Raw genomic sequence first — 25,371 nt, forward strand, 5'->3', positions numbered from 1 at the left:
TCCGTGCCGTCCTCCGCTCGCCGCTCCCCAGGCCGCAGTGCGGGAAGCGGCCGCAGGCTCGAACGGAACGCGCAGCCATCGGTTGGATATCGATTTCAACCAATGTATCGTGGGAACGCTCCCAGACCGCGTCCACCACTTCACCTGCTCGAGGAGCTGAACATGTCACGACGACGTCGTCGCCCGGCCGCCATGCTGGCCGGGTTGCTCGCTCTGGCCCTGGCTGCGTCCCTGTCGCCACCGACGCCGATCGCCGGCACCGCCGCGGCCGGCCCATCCAAAACCCGTGCTGTGCCACTCACCGAGCTGACCGTGGTATCCGAACGGGTGGCTTTCGGTCTGCAGCGTCCGATCGCGATCAGCGGGCTGCCGGACGGCCGGATGCTGATCGCGGAGAAGAACGGCACCGTCCGCGCCTACCACCCCGACACCGGATTGGCGGCCGAGCCGGTGCTCGACCTGACCGCCCGGATCGACACGTCGGACAACGAGCGCGGCCTGCTCGGCATCACTCCGGCGCCGAACTTCGCGCGGACCGGGATGCTCTACGTGGCCTACACGAGCCTGCCGGCCGGCGCGCTGACCCTGGCGCGGGTTCCCATCAACGCTCCCGACCGGGTGCAGGTGCTGCTCACCCAGGAGCACGCCGACTACGGCAACCACAACGGCGGACAGGTGGCCTTCGGCCGCGACGGCTACCTCTACTGGTCCCTCGGCGACGGTGGCTACGCGAACGACCCCTACAAGAGCGGCCAGAACCTCGGCACCCTGCTCGGCAAGATTCTGCGGATCGACGTCAACCGCAGCTGCGGGGGAAAGCCCTACTGCGTGCCCTACGACAACCCGTTCGTCCGCACCTCGGGCGCGCGGCCGGAAATCTGGGTCTACGGGCTGCGCAATCCGTGGAAGTTCTCCATCGACCCGGCCGACAACTCGCTCTGGATCGGTGACGTCGGCCAGGGTCTGATCGAGGAGATCAACCACGTCCGCCCGTCGCAGCGTGGCGCGAACCTCGGCTGGTCCTGTCGAGAGGGCACGCCGGTGTTCGACGAGACGCAGTGCCGGCCGGGCGTGCGGCTCACCGACCCGATCGTGGAGTACGACCACTACATGACGGAGAACTGCTCCATCATCGGCGGCCTGGTGTACCGGGGGTCCGTCACCCCGGAGGCGCGGGGCACCTACATCGCCAGCGACTACTGCTCGACCCGTGCTTTCGCCGTGCGTCCCAAGTCCACGGGTGGCTACGAGTCCGCTGAGATCGGCACCTTCCCCACCCAGCCGACGGCGTTCGGCGCCGATGTGAACGGCGAGCTGTACGTGCTCAGTGACCTCCCGGGATGGCTGAGCAAGGTGCGGTTCGAGCGGGTCCAGCCGACCCCCACCGGCGGGGCGACGATCCGCTGAACCTCGGGACATGCCCTTGACACCCGCGCTACCTCCGGGGACGGCCGCGTTCGGCGGCCGTCCCCGGCCCACTCCCACGGCGGGCTACCACCACGCGTTCGGCCCGGCCTCGGCCTAGAAAAGGGTCTGCTGTGACGGATCGCCGGCCTCTTGATCAGGCTGGCGGCGCCCCCGCTCGGAGTCGGTCGCGCCCCACCAGCTCGTACGATCGGGATCAAGGTGTGGCGGCTCAAGGCTTCCGTTGAGCCACCCGTCGAGCCAGTCCACAAGAGAGATCCCCTCCGGGTAGAACGAGTGCTCGCCAAGGCCCGAGTTCGGGTCGAAGCCCCACATCACCGCTCTCTGGCCCGCGCAATCGACGTACGAGTAGATCGCACATCCCCAGTAGGCGATCGGCAGCAAGCCGGCGGGTTCGCGTGGATGGAGTCGATCGACCGCCGTACGTCCGAGATCGTCCGTGCAACCGCCCGCAACGCCCAGCACGGGGCCGAAGCCGCCATTGGCGACCTCCACATAGATGCGTCGCAGCAGCGGCGGCAGCGGATACCCAAGCACCCGTTCAGCGTCGTTCACAGCTTGAACAGAGGCAGGTTCAAGGGGTGGCAGCGGGTCGACGGCGTCGGTTGCCAACGCGGCAAGGTGTTCCCGCGATCCACGTGCCACCAGCCACCGGGTGTCCTCGGGCATGGGATTCACCATCCACCTGCCGTTCGCATCAAGAGAGCCGGGGCGGATGCACACGTCATCGCTGTAGTCGCGAGCTGCCACGCGAGCGGCGATGCACTGAAACACCTCGTCTTCGCGCATCCTCCCAGTATCGTTCGCCGGCCGGCCCGGCCGATGCCCGCAGCAGGCCGCCAGCAGGCCGAGGCCGACCGGCGCGGCCCACTCGCGGCCCACGGCCGGCGACGGCGTCCGCCAGGGGCGCAGCCACGTCTGCGCTGTAGGTACCGTGCGGGAATGACAAGGAGCGAACGAATCGCCGACCAGCTGGACCGCCACTGGCACAAGAACCTGCGGCCGCGGCTGCACGGTCTTGCCGATGAGGAGTACTTCTGGGAGCCGGTGCGTGGCTGCTGGAGCATCCGCCCACGTGGCATGTCGACCGCACCGATGTCGGCAGGTTCAGGAGAATGGACGATGGACTTCGCCTCCCCTGCCCCGGCGCCGGCGCCGGCGCCGGTGACCACGATCGCCTGGCGACTGGCGCACATCATCGTTTCCTGCCTGGGCTACCGGGTCGGGTGGCACTTCGGCGGCCAGGACGTCGACTCCCAGACGTTCGCCTACGCGGGGACCGCTGACGAGGCGCTGAGACAGCTCGACGAGATGTATGGGAGATGGAACGCGGGGGTCCGCGAGCTCTCCGACGCCGACCTGGAGAATCCGCCCACCGTGGGTCCGGAGCGGTTTCCCATGGAGGGCATCGTCCTGCACGTCAACAGGGAGCTGATCCATCACGGCGCCGAGATCTCCCTGCTGCGCGACCTCTACCGCTGGCGGGACGAAGCTGCACCGCGAGCAGTGGATCGACAAGCGGCTCCGAGCCTCGTAGCGTTCCCAGAATGAGCAGGAGCGACGAGCGTCACCTGGTCGCCCTCTTCTGGGCGCAGCGACGTCCGTGAGCCAGCCTTCCGCAGGGGACCGTGGGCAGACACACCTGAACGTCGTCCAACCCCCGTCGATCAAGCCCCTTTTCTCAATCTCCCGGCCACAGGCACACGTACGCCGTCGTTCGGCTGAACCGCGCGGCGACGCCGCGGATTCGGCCGGGCCTCGGCAGTATCCGAACCCTCAGGGACTCGCCCGTGGCCAGCCGTCCGCACCCCCGATTCGGCAAGGGGTGTGGAGTTCGACGGGGTAGTGGTCGTGGAGCCGCGCTACTTCGTACGACAGGAGGAGTTCGCCGGGACCCTGTACACGAGCCTGACCCGGGCGAACCGCGAACTCGTCGTGGTGCACAGCAAGCCACTGCCTGAATCGCTCACACAACGCTGACCGTCTTGAAGCCACAGCGGTCGGGCCGGGTAGGTGGCTACACCGCCATTGCCCGGGCGGAGTGCAGTCGCTCACCCCTCGATTCGGCGCGGTCCCAGAGCCCGCACCAACTCATCGATCAATGCCGGGTCCTCTTCCAGCATCCGCCTGATGCTGTCGCTCACCTGCTCCGGGCCGAGCGTGCTCTCCACGTTCAGTTCCTCAGCCCCGACGTTGCGCAGCACTCTCGCCTGTACCTCGTTGAACAGTCGTCCGTCCTCGGTGAGCAGTTGCGCCATCATCGCCGCGACGAAACGCTCCCTCGCTTCCGCCTCGCTGCCCCCGGCGCTGAAGCTCTCAAGCGCCGCAACCAGTTCTGGCGACGGTTCCCCGCCCACAGTCGACGTAACCCAGATCGGACCCGTCTCCGGGGCCGATTCGGCGGCGATGGCACCACGAGAGGTTCGTTTTCCCGACACAAAGTTCCACGTCGACCGCATCGCGGGGAGCGCCTGGTTGTTCCATGTCGACTTCACCGCTGGCACCGCCTGCTGGGTCAACGCGGTCTTCGCAGCAGGCAGCGCCTGCTGCACCAGCCACCGCTCGACATGCGGCGCGGCCGCCATGGCAGCCCTCGCGGCGGCTTCCAGAGCAAGCGTCTTGACCAGATCCTTGAATTCCGACGACTCTCGCCCCGGCCCTGCCGAACCCGTGCTGTCACCGTCCGGGATGAACGTGCCGTGGTCAACGAGTTTCCCGGCGTCATTGTATAGATTTTGGTGAAGTCCGCCCGCTTTGGACACTCCTGGGATCAGCCCATCGGGATACTCGAACCGGCCTCTGACGCTAGCCATCGCACACCATGAACGGCACTGTATCGAAGTCCCCTAGGCGCTGGAATCATACGAACGCCACTGCCCCGACCGATTTCCGGTCGGGGCAGTCTGCGTGTCCGTCGCCCCTACGGGGGTCTGCGGACGTCGCCAACCTTCGTCAGACCGGCTCGCCGCCGATGCCGATCTCGTTGCCGTCCGGGTCGCGGAAGGTGGCCTTGCGGACGCCGTTGTCGTAGGTCTCGCGCCCGGCCGGCTCCAGGCCGCGCTCGGCGATCTGGGCGATACGGGCGTCGAAGTCGCTGACGAAGACGGTGTGCATGGCGTGCCCGGCATGGTCGGGCCGCACCTCGATGAACAGGTACCGGTGCTCGGCGAGTTCCCACACCGCCTCGGTGTCATTCGGTAGGAACGATGGCGGGGCGCCGAGGAGTCGCTCGTACCAGGCCGCCGCGGCGGCGTAGTCGCGAACGGGAATGCCCGCGAACAGATCTACGGTCATGACGCCATGCTAGGTGCCCGGCCCCGGAAGATCAGAAAAATGACGATCGCCATGGTGCGGCGGTCGGCCGGACGACGATGCTGGCCCTCCGTTCGGCCGATATCCGCCGCTGGCGCCCGAGTGGGGCGGCACCAGCCCCTGACGGCCTCATAAGCTCCACGGGCCCCATTGATCAACCCCACGGAGGAACCCGGTAATGCCCAAGCAACTCGCCCGACGCTGGCTTGCCGGGCTCGGCGTCGTAGGCGTGCTCCTCGCCGCCTCCGCCATCCCCGCCTTCGCCGCCCCTGCCGCCGAGGACCTCGATTTCTTCGCCCAAGATGTGGTTGTCGCCCCCGGCGGCCCTGCAAAAGGGACGAACCTCTTTGCCCGCACCCGCACCAGCAACTCGGAGTGGGGCGAATACACGGTGAAGGTGGACCGGAGCAAGGTCGCTGGCTTCGCCGACGTGCGGGACGCCAACAGTGCTGCCCCCTGCACCGAGTCTGGTGCGATCCTCACCTGCAAGGTGGTGGCGGAGGAAAACGACTACTACACGTACATCACCATGGTCGACCTGGTCGTCCGGGCGAAGAAGAGCGCCACGCTCAACCAGCAGGGCGAAATCAAGTTCACCGTCACCGATGGCGGCGGCGGTTCGGCCACCTACCACTCGAGCGTCAGCATCGGTGAGGGCGTGGATCTCGCCGGCATCGAGCAAGGGCTCCAGCTGACAGGCACCCTCGGCGGCACGCTCGACGTCCCGCTCACAGTGGCGAACCGCGGCGAGAAGGCCGTCCACAGCGTGGTGCTGTTCTTCGAAGGCGGCTACGGTTACGGCCCGTCGAAGCGGTACAAGAACTGTGAGTACAGCCCCGCCGACGCCTTCCGCCACGCCTTCGCCTGCCGGTTCCCCAACACCATCGAGCCGGGCGGCGCCGCACGGCTCGACTCCAGCTTCGGTTTCACAGTGCCGACCGACGATCCGGCCCCGAACGGTCACACCGGCGCGGCGCGCTGGTTCACGCCGGCAGACTGGGAGGAGTCCCAGTCCTTCAACCCGGCGCTACTTGGCCAGCAGGGCACCGAGGGGGAGCTGAGGCTTGAGCCGGTTGGTCTGCAGAGCAGGTCGCCGCAGACAGACGTCAACCACCAGAACAGCAGGACGGTGATGAGACTCCAGGTCAGCGGTGACCAGGGGGCTGAGGTGGCGGCGCTCGGGACGCCGACGACCGCGACCGGAGAGGTCGGCGCCACGGTGCCGTTGAAGGTCGGCTACGTCAACAACGGCCCGGCGGCTGTCAACGTTGACGGAGCCAAGGATCTCCGGGCCCGTACCGTGCTCTCGCTGCCGAGTGGCGTCACGGCCGTACGCGTTCCGATGACCTGCTCGAGCTACGGCGACTGGGTGCCTGGAAAGCCTGGCGCCAAGGTTTACCACTGCGGCGAGCACAAGCGCCTGGCGCAGGGCGAGAAGATGGAGTACGAGTTCGGACTGCGCCTCGACGAGGCCGGCACCCGGGCCGCCCAGGTGCAGCTGACCTTCGACGCCGGCGTGGACCTCAACCCTGCCAACGACAGCGCGAAGGTCACCATCATCGCGAGCGCTGACGGCGGGAGCGAGAACCCCGGCGGGGATGACGGCCAGGGAGGCGGGGACACCGATGGCTCGCTGCCGATCACGGGTGCCAAGGCCGGCCTGACCGCCGCCATCGGTGGCGTACTGCTCGCCGCCGGCGCTGCGGGCTTCGTGGCGACCCGCCGCCGCAGGAACCGCTTCGTCGCCTGATCTACTCCCTGCACCAGCGGTGCCCCGTCGACCTCAGGTCGTCGGGGCACTGCTGTGCGTCTCATGACCTGCCGTGACTCTGCACGGTCGTCGCCCTGGCATGCCGCAGCAGCTAGTGATCGCGGTCCAGGCGGAGGAAGCACGACAGCAGTTGCCTGAACTCGTGCGGGTGCTCGATCGCCGGCACGTGCCCGCATCGGTCGAGCACGTGCAGACGGGCATCGGTCAGGTGTTCGAGCAGGGGCTGGGCTGCCGTCTCGAGCGGGGTGATCCGGTCCTCGGCGCCGTGAACGAGCAGCACGGGCGCGCGCACCGCTGCCAGCGTTTGCGCCGAGAGGGTGAGGTCGTCGACCCACCGTGCCCTTGGTGGAGGGAACAACGACGCGAATGCGGCCTCCCCCGTTCGCATCGCGGCTGCACGGGCGTCGACGGCCGAATCGGTCACGAGCGCTTGGTCGAGGACGAGGCGACTGAGCATGTCTCGTGCCCCGAGCGGGCCGGCGGGGGCGGCCCAGACCGCGTCGAGGTCGGCCGACAGCGGCGCCCCGGGGGCGCCCATCGTCGAGACCGCGACGACACGGGTGACCTGCTGGGGGCGCGTGGCCGCCAACGCCAGCGCCACGGCGCCGCCCATGGAGTGACCCACCACGGCGTAGTACTCGATACCGAGAGCATCCATCAGGCCCGCGGCCTGCTCCGTCCACAGCCGGAGCCCACCCCTGGAGCCCGCCGGGATGGGTGTACGGCCGAACCCCGCCTGGTCCGGGGCCACCAGGTGCCAGGACGCGCCCAGCGCCTGCGCCGTCGTTGCCCAGGCTCCGGACCCGGTAGTGCCGGGTCCGGAGCCGTGCAACATCAGCACCGCGGGCCCCGCGCCGCTCTCCAGGACGTGGACGGGGGAACCGTCCACTGTGACGGTCCGGAGTGCGGTCACCAGGGCAGGCCAGGTGTGCTCATGCCGAGGCGGGGTCGACGGACTTCGAGAAGAGCTCCATCATCGCCCTGCCGAACTGCGGCATGTCGGGCCATCCCCGGCAGGAGACGAGGTTGCCGTCCACGACGTCGGGAGCGTCGATGACCGTCGCGCCCGCGTTCTCCATGTCACCGGTGATGGGGGGAAAGCACGCCGTCTTCCGACCCTTCAGCAGCCCGTACACCGCTGGTACCTGCGCGCCGTGGCACACCAGCGCGATGGGAAGGTTGCGCGCGAAGAAGTGCTCGGTGATGCGCCTGACGTCGGCGTCGACCCGGATCCACTCGGGAGCACGTCCCCCGGGAATGATGAGGGCGTCATAGCGCTCGACGTCGACCTGGGCCCAGGGTACGTCGACCGGCAGCTTGCGGCCGTTCTTCTCCACGTAGGCGTCGGAGTTGGGGTCGAACTCGTGGATGACCAGTTGCACGTCACGCATCGTCCGTGACGAGACGTCGACGTCCCAGCCGCCCTCCTGCACGCGATAGTAGGGATACATGGTGTCGAGCTCCTCGGCGGCGTCGCCGGTCAGGAGCAGCGCTCTGGGCACCTGCTTCTCCTCGCATCTGGGGGCGGGTGAGGTGGATCCAATCCGATCCGATCAGGATTGGGTTAGCATTCCTGGGCCCAGCGCGCTCGTCAAGCCTCTACCGACATTGCCCCGGCGTCCTCGATCTCGTCGAACACTCGTCTGAAACGTTCGCCGGACCGCAAGATGTGGCGACGCATCGCGTAGGCGGCGGCGTCGGGGTCACGCGCGGCGATCGCGGCCACAACTTCCTCGTGCTCGGCCATGGCCAGGTGAGTGACCTGGGTGTCGTGGTGAAGCCGGAAGAGGTGCACGTGGCTGTGCAGGCGAGCGAGCGCTTCACGGATGACCTGGTTCTCCGCACTCAGGGCGACGAGATCGTGAAAGGCGGCGTCGCGTAGTCCGAAGGCGCCGTAGGCCATGGGCCCGCTGCCCCCCTCCAGCTCGGCCATCTCCTCCAGCATCCGTCGCAGTCCGGCCACCTGCTCCGAGGATGCGCGTTCGGCGGACCTACGGGCCGCCGCCGGCTCAAGGAGCAGGCGGACCTCGAGCATGTCCTCGAATCGGTGCCGGGTGATCTGCGGAGGGATGCGGTAGCCGGCATGGGGTACCCGCACGACAAGGCCCTCTGCCTCCATCCGGTTGAGAGCGTCTCGGATCGGTGTCTGTGAGACCCCCAGCTCCCGCGCCAAGACGTCGATCGTGACGCGGGAGCCAGGCTCGATGCGTAGCGACATCAGCTGCCCGAGCAGCGTGTCGTACACCTCGTCGGCAAGCCGGCCGCCAGATCTGCCCGGCGGCATTCCGCCCGTCACGGACCTGCGGCCCCGCACGATCATCGCTTCGTCGTCCATCGTGACGTGAGGTCCCTTCTTACGCCTTCGCGAGCCTATTGACATCAGTCACAACGCTGCGGCATGCTGACGCCCCAACTCGATCGTATAGGAAAAGTGACTGTCGCCCGCCATCCTGCACATCGCGGCACCGCCCGTCACGGCTCCACTTCGATCACCTGGAACTCCACGAGCATGCTCGACGTCCTGCTCGGTTCGTCACCGGGTCGCAGCTGGACCGAAGGACTTCTCGACGGCATGAAGACCCGGTACGCCGCGGCGTACTCGGACGCCGGTCCGCGGGTCGGTCCCCGCGGCAGCCCGGCGACGTGTCTGAACAACCCAGCAACTGCTCGGCGAAGCACATAGCGAGGCCTTAGAAGTCCCCACCCAGAAAGCAGGCAAGAAGATGCGGTTTCCGAAGCGAATAGGGCAAACGTCTAATACCGGGCGGAAGGTGCGGCTGGCGACGGCGGCCATGCTGCTGGTGGCCACCACCGTGACGGCCTGTGGCGATAGCAAGGACGACGGCGCGAAGACGAGCGCCCCGAAGGCACCGGCGACCATCCCGGAGCTCACCAAGGATCCGCTGACCCTCAGCTTCATCTGGTTCGACTGGCCCCCTGCGAAGGTCCTCGAAGACTTCGCGAACGCGGAGTACAAGAAGGAACGGCCGAACGCGACCATCAAGGTCAACACCGTGCCGAACGCGAACTGGCACGACGCGATGTTCACCCAGTTCGCCGCGCGCAAGACCGACTTCGACATCGCGATCCTGGACTCGCAGCACATCGGTGAGGCCGTGACGAACGGCAACATCCTCGACCTCACCGACTTCGTCAAGTCGAACATCGACGTCAATGCCTACAACCCGTACCTCCTGGCCGCCTACGGCCAGTTCCCCCAGGCGGAGACCGGCAAGCGCGACGAGAACGCCAGCCTGTACGGACTGCCGCTGCTCGGCGACACCTGGACGATGATCTACCGCAAGGACCTGATCGGCGACAAGCCACCGCAGACCTGGGACCAGATGATCTCGGCCGCCGAGAAGTGCCAGGCGGACAACCCCGGCATCAGCGGGCTGGCTTTCCACCAGGCAAACGGCTCCGACGCCGCGGCCGTAACCTACAACACGGTCAACGGCGTCTACGGCGGCAACCTCTGGGACCCCAAGGCACGCAAGATCGACGGTGTCCTCAACGACGCCGCTGGCCAGGAGGCGATGGACGTCCTGGTCAACAAGATGAAGCCGCTGACCGCCAAGGGCTCCGGCAACTGGTTCATCGACGAGGTCAACGCGGCTGTCGCCCAGGGCAAGGCATGCATCGCGTTCAACTGGATCGCCGCGAGCGGCGGTCTGCTCGATCCGAAGCAGTCGACGCTCGGCACCACGCGGGAGCAGATTCTCGACAAGCTGGGCTTCGCCACCCTGCCGAGCCAGAAGACCGACCTGGTCCCGCTCGGCGGTATGGGGATGCACGTCTCGGCCTACTCCGCCAGCGCGAACCAGGCCGAGGCCCTGAACTTCATGAAGTGGTTCGAGCAGGCTGACGTCCAGAAGAAGTGGGCTGCGGCCGGCGGCGTGCCAGCGCGTACGGACGCCCTGCAGTCGCCCGAGTTCCTCAATGCCGGGCCGTTCAACAACGTGTACGCCGACTCGGTGCCGCGGATGCGGGACATGTGGAACGTGCCGGAGTACGCGCGCCTGGTCGACATCGAGAACACCAACGTGAACGCGGCCCTCAACGGCGCCAAGAAGCCGAAGGATGCGCTCGACGACATCGCCAAGGAGCAGCAGGGCGTACTCGACTCCAGCAACCGCAAGGGTGGCGGCGGACTGTGAAAGACCCCGCCCCTCTGACCACCGACCACCCCGGGCAGGTGGTGTCTGTGACGCCACCTGCCCCGGGGCGGTCCCGCCGGCTGAGCGACCGCTGGCTCGCCGTCACGTTCATCTCCCCGGCGATGCTGCTGTTGCTCGCCATGTCGGTGTTCCCGTTGCTGTGGTCGTTGTACCTGTCCTTCACCGACTACTCGGCCACCCGCGGCGGGCCGGCCCACTTCATCGGGTTCGGGAACTACACAGCGATCCTGACGTCGGCGCAGGTCCACACGAGGGCCCTGACGACCTTGCTCTACGTGGTCGGCGCGGTCGGCCTGCAGACCGTGCTCGGTTTCGGCATCGCCTACCTGATCTCCCGACGCACGCACGGGCGAGGAGTGCTGACCACGCTGTTCCTGGTTCCGATGATGCTGTCGCCGGTCGTGGTCGGGCTGTTCTGGCGGTTCATGCTCGACGCGCAGTTCGGCGTGGTCAACAGCATGCTCGGCTCGGTCGGTCTGGGGCAGGTGGAGTGGCTCACCCGTCAGCGGACCGCACTGATCTCCCTGATCGTTGTTGACACCTGGCAGTGGACGCCGTTCATCATGCTCATCGCACTCGCCGGCCTCAGCGCGGTTCCCAAGTACCTGTACGAGGCGGCCTCGATCGACCGGGCGTCCGAGTGGTTCCGATTCCGCACCATCACTCTTCCGCTGGTGTGGCCGCTGCTTCTCATTGCCGTGATGTTCAGGGCCATCGAGGCCTTCCGGCTGTTCGACCTCGTCTACATCCTCACCAACGGAGGCCCCGGCGTCTCCACCGAGACGTTGTCGTTCCACATCTACAAGGTCGCGTTCCTGGGCTTCAACACCGGAACCGCATCGGCGTACGGGATTCTCATGGTCCTCGTCGTCATCGTCCTCACGCAGCTCTACCTGCGCTACCTGAACAAGCTCAAGGAGGACTGATGGCCGTCTCCGTCGACGAGGCCGTGTCCACAGGCCCGGCCCGGGATCACGCTCCCCCGGCGCGCCGCCTTGGCGGTCGCGGCCGCTCCGTGCTGGAGGTCGTGCTGCTGACCGTGCTGGCCGTGTTGATGCTCTTTCCAGTGCTGTGGATGCTCGAGACGTCGATCAAGGAGAACCGGGACGTCTACGCCATCCCGGCCAAGTTCTTCGACTTCGACGTCACCATGGCCCACTTCAAGGACGTGTTCGTCGCCCCCGACGGTGGTCGCACCGCCTTGTCCGTCTCGTTCTTCAACTCGGTGGTGGTCGCCGGTGTCTCCACGTTGCTGGCCACCGTGCTGGGGGTCCCGGCGGCCTGGGCCTACTCACGCTTCGCCGTGAGAGCCAAGAAGGACCAACTGTTCTTCATCCTGTCCACCCGCTTCATGCCGCCAGTGGTGGTCGTGATCCCGATCTTCCTGATGTACCGCGAGTTCGGACTCATCGACAACAAGCTCGGCCTGATCCTCATCTACGCCGCCTTCAACGTCCCGTTCACGATCTGGATGATGAAGGGGTTCGTCGACGAGGTGCCCGCCGAGTACGAGGATGCCGCCATGCTCGACGGCTACACCCGTCTGCAGGCGTTCTGGCGATACACCCTGCCGCTGCTCGTGCCCGGCATCGCCGCGACGGCGGTATTCGCGCTCATCTTCTCGTGGAACGAGTTCGTGTTCGCCACCTTCCTCACCTCCAGCGACAGCGTGCGGACGGCCCCACCGGCCATCGCCGGTCTGATCGGCGGCACCACCACGGACTGGGGTCTCGTGGCCGCCTCCTCAGTGGTGTTCGCCCTACCGGTGCTCGTCTTCGCGTACCTGGTGCGCAAGCACCTCATCGCCGGTGTGACGCTCGGGGCGGTGCGACGCTGATGGCGGGCATCGAGGTGACAGCGCTGCACAAGCGCTACCCGGACGGGACGGTCGCGGTTGAGCACGTTGACCTGTCCATCGGCCACGGCGAGCTGTTCGTGATGCTCGGCCCTTCGGGTTGCGGCAAGACGACGACGCTGCGGGCCATCGCCGGCCTGGAGAGGCAGACCGCGGGCGACATCCGCATCGGCGACACGCTTGTCAACGACCTGCCGCCGGCGGAACGCGACATCGCCATGGTGTTCCAGTTCTACGCTCTCTACCCGCATCTGCGAACCCGCGACAACCTGGCGTTCCCCCTGCGGGCCGAGGGACTGCCCAAGCCGGAGGTGCACGCCCGGGTCACCGAGGCCGCCCGGTTGATGCGGCTCGGCCCGCTCCTGGACCGGCGACCGCGCCAGCTGTCCGGCGGGGAGCAGCAGCGTGTCGCGCTCGCCCGCGCCCTGGTGCGCCGACCGCGTGCCTTCCTCATGGACGAACCGCTCACCAACCTGGACGCGGAGCTGCGGGCGGACATGCGCACGGAGATCAAGCACCTGCAGGGGGAACTGGGCGCGACGATGGTCTACGTCACCCACGACCAGGTCGAGGCGATGTCACTCGGTCACCGGATCGCCATCCTCAACAAGGGCCGCGTGGAGCAGATCGGCACCCCGCTGGAGGTCTACGACCGTCCGGCGAGTCTTTTCTGCGCCGCGTTCATCGGCTCTCCGCCGATGAACCTGATCGAGGTGGAGGTGGTCGACGGGAAGCTGCACAGTCAGGGCGGACTGGTTCTCCCGCCACCGCCCGGCCTGCCACGCGACCGCCGCCTGGTCGCAGGCGTCCGGCCGGAGGCGCTGGAAGTCACCGCACCCGAGGCGGAAGGCTCGATCCCGGCCCGGGTGGTCTCGGTGGAGTGGCTGGGCGACGAAGTCATCTACGTGGTCGACCACGGCGGCCAACGTGACGTCCGGGTCCGGATGCCACCGACTGTTCGTTTCGCCGCTGAAGCAAAGGTCGGGCTGCGGCACACCGGCGGAACCCCGACGGTCTACGACGTGAGCACGGAAGAGCTGGTGGCCTGATGGGAACCGTTGCAGCACACGGGCTGCGCAAGTCCTTCGGCAAGGTCCAGGCGCTGGACGGGGTGACGCTGGACGTGCCGGACGGCTCGTTCTTCGTCGTCCTCGGGCCTTCCGGGGCGGGAAAGACGACGACCCTACGGGCGATCGCCGGCCTGGAGAAGCTCGACGCCGGGTCGGTGCACCTGGACGGGCGGGACGCGACCCGCGACGCCCCGGCCGAACGCGACCTGGCGATGGTCTTCCAGAGCTACGCCCTCTACCCGCGCCACACCGTGTACGAGAACATCGCTTCGCCGCTGCGGGCCCGGCGCTGTTCGTCGGGCGAGATCGCGGCCGCCGTCGAGCAGATGTCCAGCCTGCTGCACATCGAACGTCTGCTGCAACGCCGGCCCTCCCAGTTGTCGGGCGGTGAGATGCAGCGTGTCGCCCTGGCCCGGGCGCTGGTCCGTAGCCCGCGCGCGTTCCTCATGGACGAACCGCTCACCAACCTCGACCTCAAGCTCCGCGTCGAGATGCGCACCGAGCTCACCCGCATCCACCGGAGCCTCGGAGCGACCTTCGTCTACGTGACGAACGACCAGGTCGAGGCCCTGTCCATGGCCGATCAGGTCGCGGTCCTCAAGGAGGGGAAGGTGCAACAGGTCGGAACGCCGACCGAGGTGTACGAGCGTCCCGCCAACCAGTGGGTCGCCGCATTCGTCGGGAGCCCACCGATCAGCCTGCTCGCCTGCCGCGCCGATGGAGATCGTCTGGTCGGTGCGGACGGCTGGACGCTGCCACGGCCCCGCTGGACCACGGCTGAGGACGGTCGTGAGCTGCTGTTGGGCCTGCGCGCGGAGGACCTGTCAGTCGAGCAACGTGGGGACGTGTCGTTGTCGGGCGAGCTTTACGGGCTTGAGCCGCTCGGTGACCGAACGGTGGTCGACGTCCGAGTGGGGACGGAGATCCTCAAGGTCAAGGCGCGACCCACAGTCACCGGTACTCCGGGCGAGCGCCTGCAGGTCACTGTCGACCTGGACCGTGCGCACCTGTTCGACGCGGGCACCGGGCTGTCGCTGTCCGAGGCGGGGCGGTAACGGCGCCGGGCGGCGACGGCGACATGCGCCGACACGTGGCATTCGAGCCTCCGCGGACCGTCACCAGCGCGAACGGCCTGACGACGCTGAGACGGCCGTGGCCCGCGCAGACGATCGGCGGCGCGGGGGCGATGCCGCATTCGACCCGCTCGGCAACCTCGCCCCGACGAGGGCGTGTGACCCGTCCGTCTACGCGCACAGCGTGATCGCTGAGGCACGCCGGACATCACGAAGAAGATCACAGGAGGCGACGCGATGAGTGACCCGATGAACGTGCTGGCTCCCGAGCATCGGCGGCTCCGGATCGGCGACGCCTGGCGCGACGCCGCAAGCGGAGCCACCTTTGCCGTCGAGGACCCGGCCACCGGCAAGACCATCGCCGAGGTGGCGGACGCCGATGTCGTTGACGGGCTCGCCGCCCTGGACGCGGCGAGCACGGCAATGGCGCAGTGGGCGGCTACCCCGCCGCGGAAACGGTCAGAGTTGTTGACAGCGACGTCCCGGGCACTGACCGAGCGATCCGAGGAGGTCGCCCGGCTGATAACGCTCGAGATGGGCAAGCCGCTCGCCGAGGCTCGGGGTGAGGTGGCCTACGGCGCCGAGTTCTTCCGTTGGTTCGCCGAGGAGGCGGTACGCGTCGAGGGGCGCTACAGCGTCGCTCCCGCTGGCGGGTATCGCATCCTCACCGTGCCGAAGCCGGTCGGACCGTGCGTCTTCGTGACGCCCTGGAACTTCCCGTTGGCGATGGGTGCCCGCAAGATCGCTCCCGCGCTGGCCGCGGGCTGCACGACGATCACCAAGCCAGCAGGTCAGACGCCACTCACCATGCTGTTGCTGGCCCGCATCATGGAGGAGGTCGGCGTTCCCCCCGGCGTCGTCAACGTGGTGACCACGAAACGCTCCGGCGCGGTGGTCTCGGCACTGCTGGCCGACAGTCGGACCCGCAAGCTCTCGTTCACCGGGTCGACAGAGGTCGGGCGCGTGCTGCTCCGACAGGCCGCGGACAACGTGCTGCGTACCTCAATGGAACTGGGCGGCAACGCGGCCCTGATCGTGTGTGCCGACGCCGACCTCGACGTCGCGCTCGACGGCGTGATGGTGGCCAAGATGCGCAACATCGGGGAGTCCTGCATCGCGGCCAACCGGATCTACGTCGAGGAGCCGGTGCGCGAGGAGTTCACCGCACGCTTCGTCGAGCGGATGGGCGCACTGTCAGTGGGTCATGGTCTCGACGACGGCGTGGACGTCGGAGCGTTGATCGACGAGGCCTCGGTGACCACAATCGATGGGCTCGTCGCCGACGCTGTCGATCGCGGGGCCCGGGTCCTCGTGGGTGGCGAACGTCCGGATGGGCCGGGCCACTTCTACCCGCCCACCGTCCTCGTCGACGTACCCGAAGACGCGCAGATGCTGAAGGCGGAGATCTTCGGCCCGGTGGCGCCGATCATCTCGTTCACATCCGACGACGAGGTGATGGCGAAGGCCAACGACACCGAGCACGGCCTGGCTGGATACGTCTTCACCCGCGACCTCCAGCGGGCGCTCCGGTTCAGCGAGGGGCTGGATACGGGAATGCTCGGCATCAACCGTGGCCTGATCTCGGATCCGTCAGCTCCGTTCGGTGGCGTGAAGCAGTCCGGGATCGGCAAGGAGGGGTCGCACGAGGGCATCCTCGAGTACCTCGACCTCACCTACGTGGCGATCGACCTACCATGACCGGCCTGCTGCCCCGGGCGCCCGCCGACCAGCACATCGCCGCCGACGTTCCGGAGAGGCACTGACATGCTTGAGACCGTCCGCGGACCACGCCAGCTGATAGTGGGCGAAGGGGTCGCGCAGAACATCCCACGAGTGGTGGCCGAGAGCGGCTCGCGGGTCCTCATCGTGACCGACAAGGTTCTGCTGGGGCAGCCCGGCGTGGCCGAAATCGTGGCCGCCGTGCGGGAGAGGGTCGAGGCCGTCGAGGTCTTCTCCGATGCGACTCCAGACGTGCCACTCTCCGATGTCGCCCTGGCCGTCTCGGTGGCCGCCGAGGTGGATGCCGACGTGATCCTCGCCATCGGGGGTGGCACGGTGATCGACCTCGCCAAGATCGTCGGCGTCATCCGCCGCCACGGTGGGACGCCGCGCGACTTCTACGGCGAGTCGAAGGTGCCGGGGCCGACGATTCCTCTCGTCGCGGTCCCCACGACGTCAGGCACCGGCTCCGAGCTCACACCCGTCTCGGTGTTGACCGACCCGGACCGCGAGCTGAAGGTCGGGGTGTCCAGCGTCCACATCGTGCCCGACTTCGCCATCGTCGACCCCGAACTCACCTACACCTGCCCTGCGAGCGTCACCGCCCACTCCGGCATCGACGCGTTGTGTCACGCGGTGGAGAGCTACACGGCGCGACCCCGGGCCCACGGACCGCGCGACCCGGTGGAGCAGGTGTTCCTCGGCCGCAACCCGATCACCGACCACTACGCGCTCCTGGCCGCCGAGCGGATCGCGCGTAGCCTGCGTCGTGCTGTCAGGGACGGCGGCGACACCGAAGCGCGCGCGGACATGTCCTATGGGTCGATGCTGGCCGGGCTCGCCTTCTCCCATGCGGGCAACGCTGCCCCGCACGCTCTCCAGTACCCCATCGGCGCGGCCACGCACACGCCGCACGGCCTGGGCGTCGGGCTGCTACTGCCCTATGCCCTGGCGGCGGCCAAGGATGCCATCAGCGACCGGTTGGCCATCCTCGCCGGGGTGTGCGGGCTCGACGTGACAGACGCGACGGATGCCGAGGCCGCAGATACGTTCCTCACCTGGCTCGACGGTCTCCTTGCCGACATCGGTATCCCTCCCACCTTGGCGGACATCGGCGTGGCACGCGCCGATCTCCCGCGCTTCGCGGAGATGGCCAGTGGCGTCACCCGCCTGATCCAGAACCATCCAGGCCCGACCGACACCGCCAGCCTGACCGCGATCCTCGAAGCGGCCTGGACCGGGAACCGGACCTGACACGTCCTGACGCGCCGATCCCGGGCCGCCGGTGCGGCCCGGGAACCGTCCCTGCATTCAGTCGCTGACTCTGCTGCGGGACTGGTAGACCAGGTCCTGGTAGTCGGGATGCCTGGCGATCCAACCCGCGAAGAACGGGCAGGTGGCCAGGACGAGCAGGTGCGCGGCGCGGGCTTCGTCGAGGGCGGTGCGGACCAGCGCCGACCCGATCCCCCGGCCCTCGTAATCCGGCGAGACCTCGGTGTGCACGAACGCGACGAGCTCCGCGGTGCGGATGTACTGCGCGACGCCCGCGATCCTGGACTCGCCGTCGACCCGGGCCTCGTACCGGTTGGCCTCGGGAACGTCCTTCACTTCCACCATCACGTGTCCTCCGTACGTCTCAGGGGTGGCCGGGAACGGCTGGCCGTTCCCGGCCCGATCAGATCAGCCGCCTACCGCTGAGCGGTGGCGAGGAGCCGCATCTCCTGGCGAACCAGACCGCTGCCGCTCGCCCGCCGGTGTTCTCAGGCAGCAGGGGTCTGCTGCCACCGCAACGGGTTGTCCTCCAATGCCGAGCGGTCCCAGCGCCCCAGGTCCGCGGCGGCTTCATAGGTGGTGCGGAGAAACTCGGCGACTGCGCGGTCCGGGTCCGGTGCGGCGCGTACGACCTCGTAGGGCAGCAGGAACTGCTGGAACTGGGAGCTGAAGTAGGCGCCTTCGGGACCGACCTGCTGCTCGGCGAACCCGTCAGGTGCGGGGTAGGCGTAGGAGTAGAAGGCGCCTTCCTCGCCGCCACCGGGCCAGAAGCCGCAGCTGGACAGTTCCCGGGAGTAGCCCTCGACCATTACCCAGTCCCCGCAGTTGGGCACTCCGCCAGGGTGCGGCGGGGCCGACCGGCCGGAGAAGCGGGTGCAGGCGAGGTCCATCCCGCCCCAGAAGAAGTGCACCGGACTGACCTTGCCCACGAAGTGCGACCGGAACTCGCCGATCACCCGGTTCGCCTGCAGCAGTTGCCGCCAGAACAGGCTGGCCGCCTCTGCGTCGTAGGAGGCGTGATCGTGGTCCTCGGCGAACGGGATAGCCGGGTCGACCTCGTTGGGATGCGGCCGGATCGGTGCCTCGATCCCGAGTTGACTGAGCATGTCCAGGATTCGCGTGTAGAACTCGGCGACCGGCATCGGCCGGAGCGGGAGACTGCGTGCACCGCCGTTGCTGGTACGGACGTCGAGTTGGTGGCCGAGGAAATCGAACTCGATCTCGAAGGCACCCGCGCGGTACGGGATGGTCGACGTCGTCAGTCCGCGCGGACTCACGTACAGGGTCACCTGCCACCAGTGGTTGAGCAGCGGCGCGTGAGCCATGCGGATCTTGCCCACGATCTGGGTCCACATGTGCAGGGTGTCGCGGGTGGGGGTCCAGTCCGAGACCCGAAGGCTCGGCCAGCTCGTCGTTGTCGGGTTGGTCATGGTTACTCCATTCATTGGCGCTGTGACCGGTGGATGACGCTCGTCGCGTTCGTGTCCTGTCGAGGTCAGCTCGCGCCCGCCCCCCGGGAGCGCCGCTCGCGTAGCCAGACCAGCACCACCATGGCGATGTTGACGGCGCCGAGGATCAGCAGGGACGCGTCACCGGAGTCGGTGGACCGGTCTATCGCGTAGGGCTCGCCGTCGGCCAGCACCGTGTTGACGATCCCGAACAGGACGTTGTTGGCGACGTGGAAGGCGACCGGCGCTTCGATGCCGCGGCTGATGATCGCCATCAGGCCGGTGCAGAGGCCGACGACTGTGTAGTAGCCGAACAGCCAGGGGTCGTTCGACCCGTGGAGCATGGCGAAGCCCAGGCTGGAGACGACGAGCCCGACGGCCAGTGCCGGCCGGACCGCCCGCACCCAGGACGCGGCCGCCGGCAGCACGGCGCTTCGCCACCACAGCTCCTCGCCGGCTGACTGTAGCGGCGTAGTCAGTAGGGTGACGACCAGCAGGCCGATCGTCGTGCCGCTGAGACCGAAGGCCTTCCAGCCTGGCGAGTCGGGCGCGACCAGTGCCACCACACCGAGCCCGACGCCCACCAGCAGCGTCGCTCCGACCAGGTAAGTCCTCAGGCGGCGGGCGTCGAAGCCCCGGGGTGAGCTGATCAGGCTGCGCCACGGCACCGCGGCGATCCGCGCCAGAAGCAGGACCGCCACGACGCCCGCCGCGAAGATGCTGATGTTGATGGCCAGGGACTTCAACGGTGTCATGGTGGGTGACATCGGGTCGTCGCTGCCCTCGATGACACCCACGAGCTGCCACGACAGCACCTGGAGGGCCAGCATCACCAGCGGTGGCACGGCGACGACCACTAGCGGCTTCCACCACGCCATGCGCAGGTGAGCGCCGAACGGGCGGGAGGGGTCGACGGTTGGCCGGGGACGTTCCCGCGTCAGCGGGGGCGAGTCGCCGGAGACCGGCGGGTTCGGGCGACTCGTGCTCCCCTGGGGCCCGTCGGTTGGTGGTGCGTTCATCGGAGCATTTCCTCTCGGGGTGAATCCGTCAGGCGCCCACGAGCACGTGCCGTGAAGCACGTTTTTCGCCGCTGGACGAAGGCGCACCGACAGATCCGCCGGTCAGCATGTCCGGTCTGGCCGGAAAGGTACGCGTTACATTGCAGCACCTGCGGTGGCGTGCGGGCAGTGACACCACGTCACCACCTCGCCATGACATTCCGCGTACCTGAGGGGCTGTGGCACCGGTCCGACCGACGTTCACCCCAGGAGCGCCGGTGGACCCCGCGCCGGGCGGACCAGCGCTGCGTCACAGTCTGGCGATGACCGGCTCACCGCACGGGAAGGCCGTCGCCCAACCGGAGCTGGTACTTAAGCGCCGGCCGCCGCCCGGGCTGCCTCCGGGCTGGGAGCGGCAAGGGCCGCCTCGGCGATCTGGCGGCACTCGGCCAGGGTGTGCGCGGCCAGGGACTCGCGCACCGCCGGGATGCTGCGGGGTGCCATGGACAGGCTGGTGATGCCGAGGCCTGCCAGCACCAGCGCGAAGGCGGGATCCGCTGCGGACTCTCCACACACACCGACCGGCTTGCCCGCCTCGACGCCGGCTGCCGCGCAGGAGGCGAGGAGCGCGATCAACGCGGGCTGCCACGGGTCGAGCAGGTCAGCGAGGTCACCGCACATGCGGTCGGCGGCGAACGTGTACTGGCTGAGGTCGTTGGTGCCGACGCTGAGGAAGTCGACATGGCGCAGCACCTGGCCGGCGCGCAGGGCCGCGGCCGGCACCTCGATCATCACGCCGGCCATCGGCAGGCCGTGCTCACCACAGGACCCGGCGAACGATGCCGCCTCCGCCGCAGTGGCGACCATCGGCGCCATCACCCACACGTCGGCGTCCGTCGCAGCGGCCGCCGCCGCGATCGCCGCCAACTGCGTACTCAGCACGGACGGTGTCTGCCGTGCGACCCGCAGACCGCGGATGCCCAGCGCGGGATTGGGTTCAGCGGCCAGACGCAGGAACGGCAGTGGCTTGTCGGCACCGGCGTCGAGGGTGCGCACGACGACCTTGCGGCCGGGCAGCGCGGCGAAGACGTCGCGGTACGCGGCGACCTGTTCTTCGTACGGCGGCGGGTCGCTGCGGTCGAGGTAGAGCAGCTCGGTGCGGAACAGGCCGACGCCTTCCACCTCGCCGGTGAGGTCGCGGGCGGAGCCGATGTTGGCCAGTAGCGCGACGGGATGGCCGTCGGCGGTCCGCCCGGGGCCTTGGGAGCGGGTGCGGCGTTCGATCTCCGCGAGCCGGTCCGCGTTGACAGTGGTCACCGTGTCGGCGGAGACGCCGGCCACCACGACGCCGCTCGCGCCGTCGAGACTGGCCAGCGCGCCGTCGGCCACGTCCAGGATGCCCGCGCAGCGGACCACGGCCGGGATTCCGAGTGTCCGGGCCAGGATCGCGGTGTGGCTGGTCGGTCCGCCCTCGGCGGTGACCAGGCCCAGCACCAGACCCGGTTCGAGGCCGGCGGTGTCGGCGGGCGCCAGGTCGCGGGCGATGAGCAGGTACGGATGGCCGGGGTCCGGCACGCCCGGCATCGGCTGTCCCAGGCACGCCGCGACGAGGCGGTCCCGCAGGTCGTCGAGGTCGCTGACCCGCTCGGCGAGGTACCCGCCTGCGGCTTCGAAGGCGGCCCGGTGCCCGGCGAGCACGTCGGTGAGCGCGTGCGGCGCGTCGGCACCGCCGTCGATGGCGATGTCAGCGGCGTCGATGAGCGTCTCGTCCTGCGCCATCATGACCTGCGCGCGCAGGACCTCGGCGGCGGTCTTTTCCAGGACGGTGTCGGCGCGACGGGTCAGGTCGGCGGCGACGGCGACGACAGCGGCCCGGACGGTCGCCTTCTCGGCTTCGGGATCAACGTTCTCCGCCAACGGCGGCACTGTCGGAGGCGGGGCCAGCCGGTAGACCGGCCCCGCCGCACCACCGGGGCTGGCCCCGATCCCCCGCAGTTCACGCATCGACGGCGTCCAGGTCACGTTCGAGGAGGTCGGCCAGGATGTCGACGGCGGCCTGCGCATCGTCGCCGTCGGCCTCCAGTGTGACCTCGGTGCCCTTCTTGGCGCCGAGCGACAACACACCGAGCATGCTGCGGGCCGGCACGGGTTTCTTGTCGCTGGTGCGGATGGTGACCAGCACCGGCTGCTTCGCCGCCTCGGCGACGAACAGCGCCGCCGGGCGGGCGTGCAGCCCGCTGGCGGAGCCGACGAGGACTGTTCTGGTGGGCAACGGATCCTCCTACGGTTCGATCGTCACCTTGATCGCTTCGCCGCGCGCCACGATGCCGAAGGCGTCGAGGGTGCGGTCGAGCGGCAGACGGTGGGTGATGAGGTCGGCGACCGGCACGGAGCCGTTGGCGATGAGTCGCAGCGCTTCCTTGTTGTCCTCCGGGCTGGAGCCGTTGGCACCGACGATGGTCAGTTCGCGGTAGTGCACGAGGTTGGAGTCCAGCGAGATGACCGGCTTGTCCTTCGGCAGGCCGCCGAAGAAGCTGATCCGGCCCTGCCGCGCGGTCATCTGCACCGCCTGCTCCTGGGCGGCGCCGGCGGCCGTGGCGGTGATGACGACGTCGGCGCCCCGGCCCTCGGTGAGCTTGAGGACCGCGTCGACGACGTCGGTCTCGGCGCCGCAGATCGCCGCGTCCGGCTGCACCAGGTTGGCGGCCAGGTCGAGGCGTTCGCGGTTGAGGTCGACGAGGAACACCCGGGCCGCGCCGCGCGAGCGGGCCAGGCGGACGTGCAGGCAGCCGATCGGCCCGGAGCCCACCACCACCACGTCGTCGCCCTCGCCCACACCGGCGAGGTTCTGGCCGTTGAGGACGCAGGCGAGGGGCTCGGCGACGGACGCCTCGGCGAAGCTGAGTCCCTCGGGGATCCGGTTGAGCCCATCGACGGCGAGGACGTTGTGCGGCACGACAGCGTATTCGGCGAACCCGCCGTCGAAGTGGTAGCCCATCGACACCTGGTTGGGGCACACCGTCATCCGGCCACGCCGGCACTCGGCGCAGGTACCGCACGGGATGGCGGCGATGACCTGGACCCGGTCCCCCGGCCGCCAGCCCGTGACGTCGGCACCGACTTCGGTGATCTCGCCGGCGATCTCGTGGCCCATGACGCGCGGCGGGGCGATGTGGTGGTGGCCGAAGCGGGAGATCTTCACGTCGGTGCCGCAGGTGGAGCATGCGCGGACGCGGATCTTCACGTCGGTGGGCCCCGGCGTGGGCTCGGACGCGTCCTCGATGCGGACGTCACCGGGTGCGTGGAATCGGACGACCTTCACGAGGGCTTCCCTTCGAGGATAGTGATCACGTCATCGGCGCTCGTCGACTCTCGTAGCCGCTGCGCCTGCGCCGGGTCCATCAGCACCGAGGCGAGCTGGGCGAGGATGTCCACGTGCCCGTCGCCGGCTGCGGCGATGGCCACGCAGACCCGCACGTCGAAGCCGTCCCAGTCGACGCCGTCGGGGAAGCGCAGCACCGCGAGGGCGTCGCGCTGGACCGATTCCTTGCTGCTCAGGGTGCCGTGCGGGATGGCGACGCCCTCGCCGATGTAGGTGGAGACGCTCTGCTCGCGGGCGAGCATCGCGTCCACGTACGCCGGGGCGACCGCGCCGACCTCGACGAGTACCGCGCCGCAGCGGCGGATCGCCTCGTCCCGCGATCGGGCCCGCTCGTCGAGCCGGATCGCGTCACGGGCCAGCAGCTCAGCCACTCAGCTCACCACCGCGCTGCACCGCGTTCACGACCCTGGTGACGGCAGGGTCGCCGATGAACACCTGGATCGGCACGATCACCGTGTCGGGTGCGCTGACCCTGGCCCGCGCGGCGAGACCCTGGTGGCAGATGACCACGTCCGCGTCCGTCGGGATCGAGTTGACCGGCGTGTGCTCGACGGTCACGGCGTTCTTTGACAGTTGCCGCCGGAGTTGGCTGGCCAGCATCACGCTGCTGCCCATGCCGGCGTCGCAGGCGACGACGACTTTCCTGATCTCGGTGCCGTTGATTGTGGGCATCTGTTCAGACCTCCTGCTTCGCCGACTTGTCGAGGGTCTCGTCGGGCTCGACAGCCCCCTCTTGCTCTGGGCGGACAGCCGTCTCCTCGTCAGGGCCGACAGCGTCCGCGGCGGGCTCGCCGCGCCCGAAGCCGAGCAGGGCCGAGGCGACCGCGAAGGTGACCGCGGCGGCGACCACGACGCCGAGAATGACTCCGAAGTGGCCGCCCTTGGGGGTGACCGCGAGGTAGGCGAAGATGCTGCCCGGCGAGGGGGTGGCGACCAGGCCCGCACCGGTGATCACGAAGGTGCCGACGCCGGCCGCGCCCCCGGCGATCATGGCGAGGATCAGCTTCGGCTTCATCAGCACGTACGGGAAGTAGATCTCGTGAATGCCGCCGAGGAACTGCACGATGATCGCGGCTGGGGCGCTGGGGCGCAGCGCGCGGGGGCCGAAGACCATGAAGGCGAGCAGCAGACCGAGGCCGGGACCGGGGTTCGACTCGATCATGAACAGGATCGACTTGCCCTTGTCGGCCGCCTCGGCGATGCCCAGCGGGCCGAACACGCCGTGGTTGATGGCGTTGTTGAGGAAGAGCACCTTGGCGGGTTCGACGAGCACCGAGGTCAGCGGCAGCAGGTCCTTGCCGACGAGCCAGTCGACGCCCGCGCCGGCCTGCTTGGTGAGCCACTCGACCACCGGGCCGATGCCGTAGACGCCTCCGATGGCCATCGCGGCGCCGATGATGCCGGCGCTGAAGTTGTCGACCAGCATCTCGAAGCCGGGACGGATCTTGTTTTCGACCAGGCCGTCGAAGAGCTTGAGGACATAGGCCGTGAGCGGGCCGATGATCATCGCGCCGAGGATCATCGGCACGTCCGCGCCGACGACGAGGCCCATTGTCGCTACCGCGCCCACGACGGCGCCGCGTTGGCCGTGGACCAGCCGGCCGCCGGTGTAGCCGATGAGCACCGGTAGCAGGATGCTGATCATCGGGCCGACCAGTTCGGCCAGTGTCGCGTTGGGGATCCAGCCGGTCGGGATGAACAGTGCGGTGATCAGGCCCCAGGCGATGAACGCGCCGATGTTGGGCATGACCATCGCGGCCAGGTAGCCGCCGAGGCGTTGCACAGTGGCTCTGAGGCCCTGGCCCTTCACCTCTGGTGTGTAGGAAGAGGAGGTCACGGGGGTATCTCCTTCATCGAGGGGCGGTCCA

26 protein-coding genes are annotated in these 25,371 nt (G+C 68.7%); 11 read left to right on the forward strand and 15 right to left on the reverse strand.

The annotated features are described in order from the left end of the window. Window positions 1-162 precede the first annotated feature (162 nt). Complete coding sequence (locus MED01_RS11885) at window positions 163-1,407, forward strand: PQQ-dependent sugar dehydrogenase (protein WP_238668572.1); 1,245 nt, start codon at window positions 163-165, stop codon at window positions 1,405-1,407. A 114-nt stretch (window positions 1,408-1,521) separates the two neighbouring features. On the opposite strand, the gene MED01_RS11890 is transcribed toward MED01_RS11885, so the two are convergent. Beyond that, entirely contained in the window at window positions 1,522-2,214 is a 693-nt protein-coding gene (locus MED01_RS11890) for an SMI1/KNR4 family protein (protein WP_238668573.1), read from the reverse strand. Between the two features lie 153 nt (window positions 2,215-2,367). Between MED01_RS11890 and MED01_RS11895 the strand changes: the two genes are divergently transcribed. Both MED01_RS11895 and MED01_RS11900 read left to right on the forward strand, forming a co-directional pair. After that, window positions 2,368-2,976, forward strand: coding sequence for a DinB family protein (locus MED01_RS11895; RefSeq protein WP_238668574.1), 609 nt, complete (start codon window positions 2,368-2,370; stop codon window positions 2,974-2,976). Between the two features lie 276 nt (window positions 2,977-3,252). Then, window positions 3,253-3,405 (forward strand): ATP-binding domain-containing protein, encoded by a 153-nt coding sequence (locus MED01_RS11900; RefSeq protein WP_238668575.1) that lies wholly within the window; start codon window positions 3,253-3,255, stop codon window positions 3,403-3,405. Window positions 3,406-3,476: 71 nt separating this feature from the next. On the opposite strand, the gene MED01_RS11905 is transcribed toward MED01_RS11900, so the two are convergent. Further along, window positions 3,477-4,238 (reverse strand): hypothetical protein, encoded by a 762-nt coding sequence (locus MED01_RS11905; protein ID WP_238668576.1) that lies wholly within the window; start codon window positions 4,236-4,238, stop codon window positions 3,477-3,479. A 139-nt stretch (window positions 4,239-4,377) separates the two neighbouring features. Beyond that, on the reverse strand, window positions 4,378-4,719 hold the full coding sequence (locus MED01_RS11910) for a VOC family protein (RefSeq protein WP_238668577.1): 342 nt from the start codon (window positions 4,717-4,719) through the stop codon (window positions 4,378-4,380). A 196-nt stretch (window positions 4,720-4,915) separates the two neighbouring features. Between MED01_RS11910 and MED01_RS11915 the strand changes: the two genes are divergently transcribed. Continuing rightward, window positions 4,916-6,487: an LPXTG cell wall anchor domain-containing protein gene (locus MED01_RS11915; RefSeq protein ID WP_238668578.1), complete on the forward strand. Its 1,572-nt coding sequence runs from the start codon at window positions 4,916-4,918 to the stop codon at window positions 6,485-6,487. A 112-nt stretch (window positions 6,488-6,599) separates the two neighbouring features. On the opposite strand, the gene MED01_RS11920 is transcribed toward MED01_RS11915, so the two are convergent. The 3 genes from MED01_RS11920 to MED01_RS11930 all read right to left on the reverse strand — a co-directional run bounded on the left by MED01_RS11920 (window position 6,600) and on the right by MED01_RS11930 (window position 8,843). Next, a complete protein-coding gene (locus tag MED01_RS11920) occupies window positions 6,600-7,343 on the reverse strand; it encodes an alpha/beta fold hydrolase (protein WP_238668664.1) in 744 nt (247 codons plus the stop codon). 97 nt (window positions 7,344-7,440) lie between these two features. Continuing rightward, entirely contained in the window at window positions 7,441-8,010 is a 570-nt protein-coding gene (locus MED01_RS11925) for a DJ-1/PfpI family protein (protein WP_210781253.1), read from the reverse strand. An 89-nt stretch (window positions 8,011-8,099) separates the two neighbouring features. Then, window positions 8,100-8,843 carry a GntR family transcriptional regulator gene (locus MED01_RS11930; RefSeq protein ID WP_238668579.1) on the reverse strand — a complete coding sequence of 248 codons (744 nt, stop codon included), beginning with the start codon at window positions 8,841-8,843 and terminating at the stop codon, window positions 8,100-8,102. 388 nt (window positions 8,844-9,231) lie between these two features. On the opposite strand from MED01_RS11930, the gene MED01_RS11935 reads away from it, so the two are divergent. From MED01_RS11935 to MED01_RS11965, 7 genes are all read left to right on the forward strand, one after another. Beyond that, window positions 9,232-10,665: a sugar ABC transporter substrate-binding protein gene (locus tag MED01_RS11935; RefSeq protein ID WP_238668580.1), complete on the forward strand. Its 1,434-nt coding sequence runs from the start codon at window positions 9,232-9,234 to the stop codon at window positions 10,663-10,665. Between the two features lie 47 nt (window positions 10,666-10,712). Next, window positions 10,713-11,612: a carbohydrate ABC transporter permease gene (locus MED01_RS11940; RefSeq protein WP_238668581.1), complete on the forward strand. Its 900-nt coding sequence runs from the start codon at window positions 10,713-10,715 to the stop codon at window positions 11,610-11,612. Continuing rightward, complete coding sequence (locus MED01_RS11945; RefSeq protein ID WP_238668582.1) at window positions 11,612-12,523, forward strand: carbohydrate ABC transporter permease; 912 nt, start codon at window positions 11,612-11,614, stop codon at window positions 12,521-12,523. Before MED01_RS11940 ends, MED01_RS11945 begins: the two co-directional genes overlap by 1 nt. Next, the gene (locus MED01_RS11950; protein ID WP_238668583.1) at window positions 12,523-13,590 is read left to right on the forward strand and encodes an ABC transporter ATP-binding protein; all 1,068 of its coding nucleotides are present in this window, start codon (window positions 12,523-12,525) and stop codon (window positions 13,588-13,590) included. The genes MED01_RS11945 and MED01_RS11950 overlap by 1 nt, the downstream gene beginning before the upstream one ends. Next, window positions 13,590-14,666, forward strand: coding sequence for an ABC transporter ATP-binding protein (locus MED01_RS11955; RefSeq protein ID WP_238668584.1), 1,077 nt, complete (start codon window positions 13,590-13,592; stop codon window positions 14,664-14,666). Before MED01_RS11950 ends, MED01_RS11955 begins: the two co-directional genes overlap by 1 nt. Window positions 14,667-14,921: 255 nt before the next feature. Next, window positions 14,922-16,382 (forward strand): NAD-dependent succinate-semialdehyde dehydrogenase, encoded by a 1,461-nt coding sequence (locus MED01_RS11960; protein WP_238668585.1) that lies wholly within the window; start codon window positions 14,922-14,924, stop codon window positions 16,380-16,382. Between the two features lie 66 nt (window positions 16,383-16,448). After that, on the forward strand, window positions 16,449-17,657 hold the full coding sequence (locus MED01_RS11965) for an iron-containing alcohol dehydrogenase (RefSeq protein WP_238668586.1): 1,209 nt from the start codon (window positions 16,449-16,451) through the stop codon (window positions 17,655-17,657). Window positions 17,658-17,714: 57 nt separating this feature from the next. On the opposite strand, the gene MED01_RS11970 is transcribed toward MED01_RS11965, so the two are convergent. From MED01_RS11970 to mtlA, 9 genes are all read right to left on the reverse strand, one after another. Continuing rightward, window positions 17,715-18,020, reverse strand: a complete 306-nt coding sequence (locus tag MED01_RS11970) for a GNAT family N-acetyltransferase (RefSeq protein ID WP_238668587.1) — start codon at window positions 18,018-18,020, stop codon at window positions 17,715-17,717. 143 nt (window positions 18,021-18,163) lie between these two features. Next, window positions 18,164-19,105 carry a DUF5996 family protein gene (locus tag MED01_RS11975; RefSeq protein WP_238668588.1) on the reverse strand — a complete coding sequence of 314 codons (942 nt, stop codon included), beginning with the start codon at window positions 19,103-19,105 and terminating at the stop codon, window positions 18,164-18,166. Between the two features lie 65 nt (window positions 19,106-19,170). After that, window positions 19,171-20,142 carry a CPBP family intramembrane glutamic endopeptidase gene (locus MED01_RS11980; RefSeq protein WP_238668589.1) on the reverse strand — a complete coding sequence of 324 codons (972 nt, stop codon included), beginning with the start codon at window positions 20,140-20,142 and terminating at the stop codon, window positions 19,171-19,173. Window positions 20,143-20,493: 351 nt separating this feature from the next. Further along, window positions 20,494-22,125, reverse strand: coding sequence for a phosphoenolpyruvate--protein phosphotransferase (gene ptsP / locus MED01_RS11985; RefSeq protein ID WP_238668590.1), 1,632 nt, complete (start codon window positions 22,123-22,125; stop codon window positions 20,494-20,496). Then, window positions 22,118-22,393 (reverse strand): HPr family phosphocarrier protein, encoded by a 276-nt coding sequence (locus tag MED01_RS11990; RefSeq protein WP_238668591.1) that lies wholly within the window; start codon window positions 22,391-22,393, stop codon window positions 22,118-22,120. The genes ptsP and MED01_RS11990 overlap by 8 nt, the downstream gene beginning before the upstream one ends. Before the next feature lie 9 nt (window positions 22,394-22,402). After that, window positions 22,403-23,443 carry a zinc-dependent dehydrogenase gene (locus MED01_RS11995; RefSeq protein WP_238668592.1) on the reverse strand — a complete coding sequence of 347 codons (1,041 nt, stop codon included), beginning with the start codon at window positions 23,441-23,443 and terminating at the stop codon, window positions 22,403-22,405. Further along, window positions 23,440-23,874: a PTS mannitol transporter subunit IIA gene (locus MED01_RS12000; RefSeq protein ID WP_238668593.1), complete on the reverse strand. Its 435-nt coding sequence runs from the start codon at window positions 23,872-23,874 to the stop codon at window positions 23,440-23,442. Before MED01_RS12000 ends, MED01_RS11995 begins: the two co-directional genes overlap by 4 nt. Further along, complete coding sequence (locus tag MED01_RS12005) at window positions 23,867-24,175, reverse strand: PTS sugar transporter subunit IIBC family protein (protein WP_238668594.1); 309 nt, start codon at window positions 24,173-24,175, stop codon at window positions 23,867-23,869. The genes MED01_RS12000 and MED01_RS12005 overlap by 8 nt, the downstream gene beginning before the upstream one ends. 4 nt (window positions 24,176-24,179) lie before the next feature. Next, the gene (gene mtlA / locus MED01_RS12010; protein ID WP_308193458.1) at window positions 24,180-25,340 is read right to left on the reverse strand and encodes a mannitol-specific PTS transporter subunit IIC; all 1,161 of its coding nucleotides are present in this window, start codon (window positions 25,338-25,340) and stop codon (window positions 24,180-24,182) included. Window positions 25,341-25,371 lie beyond the last annotated feature (31 nt).

Origin of the sequence: Micromonospora alfalfae (assembly GCF_022230925.1) — a bacterium.
Taxonomy (GTDB): domain Bacteria; phylum Actinomycetota; class Actinomycetes; order Mycobacteriales; family Micromonosporaceae; genus Micromonospora; species Micromonospora alfalfae.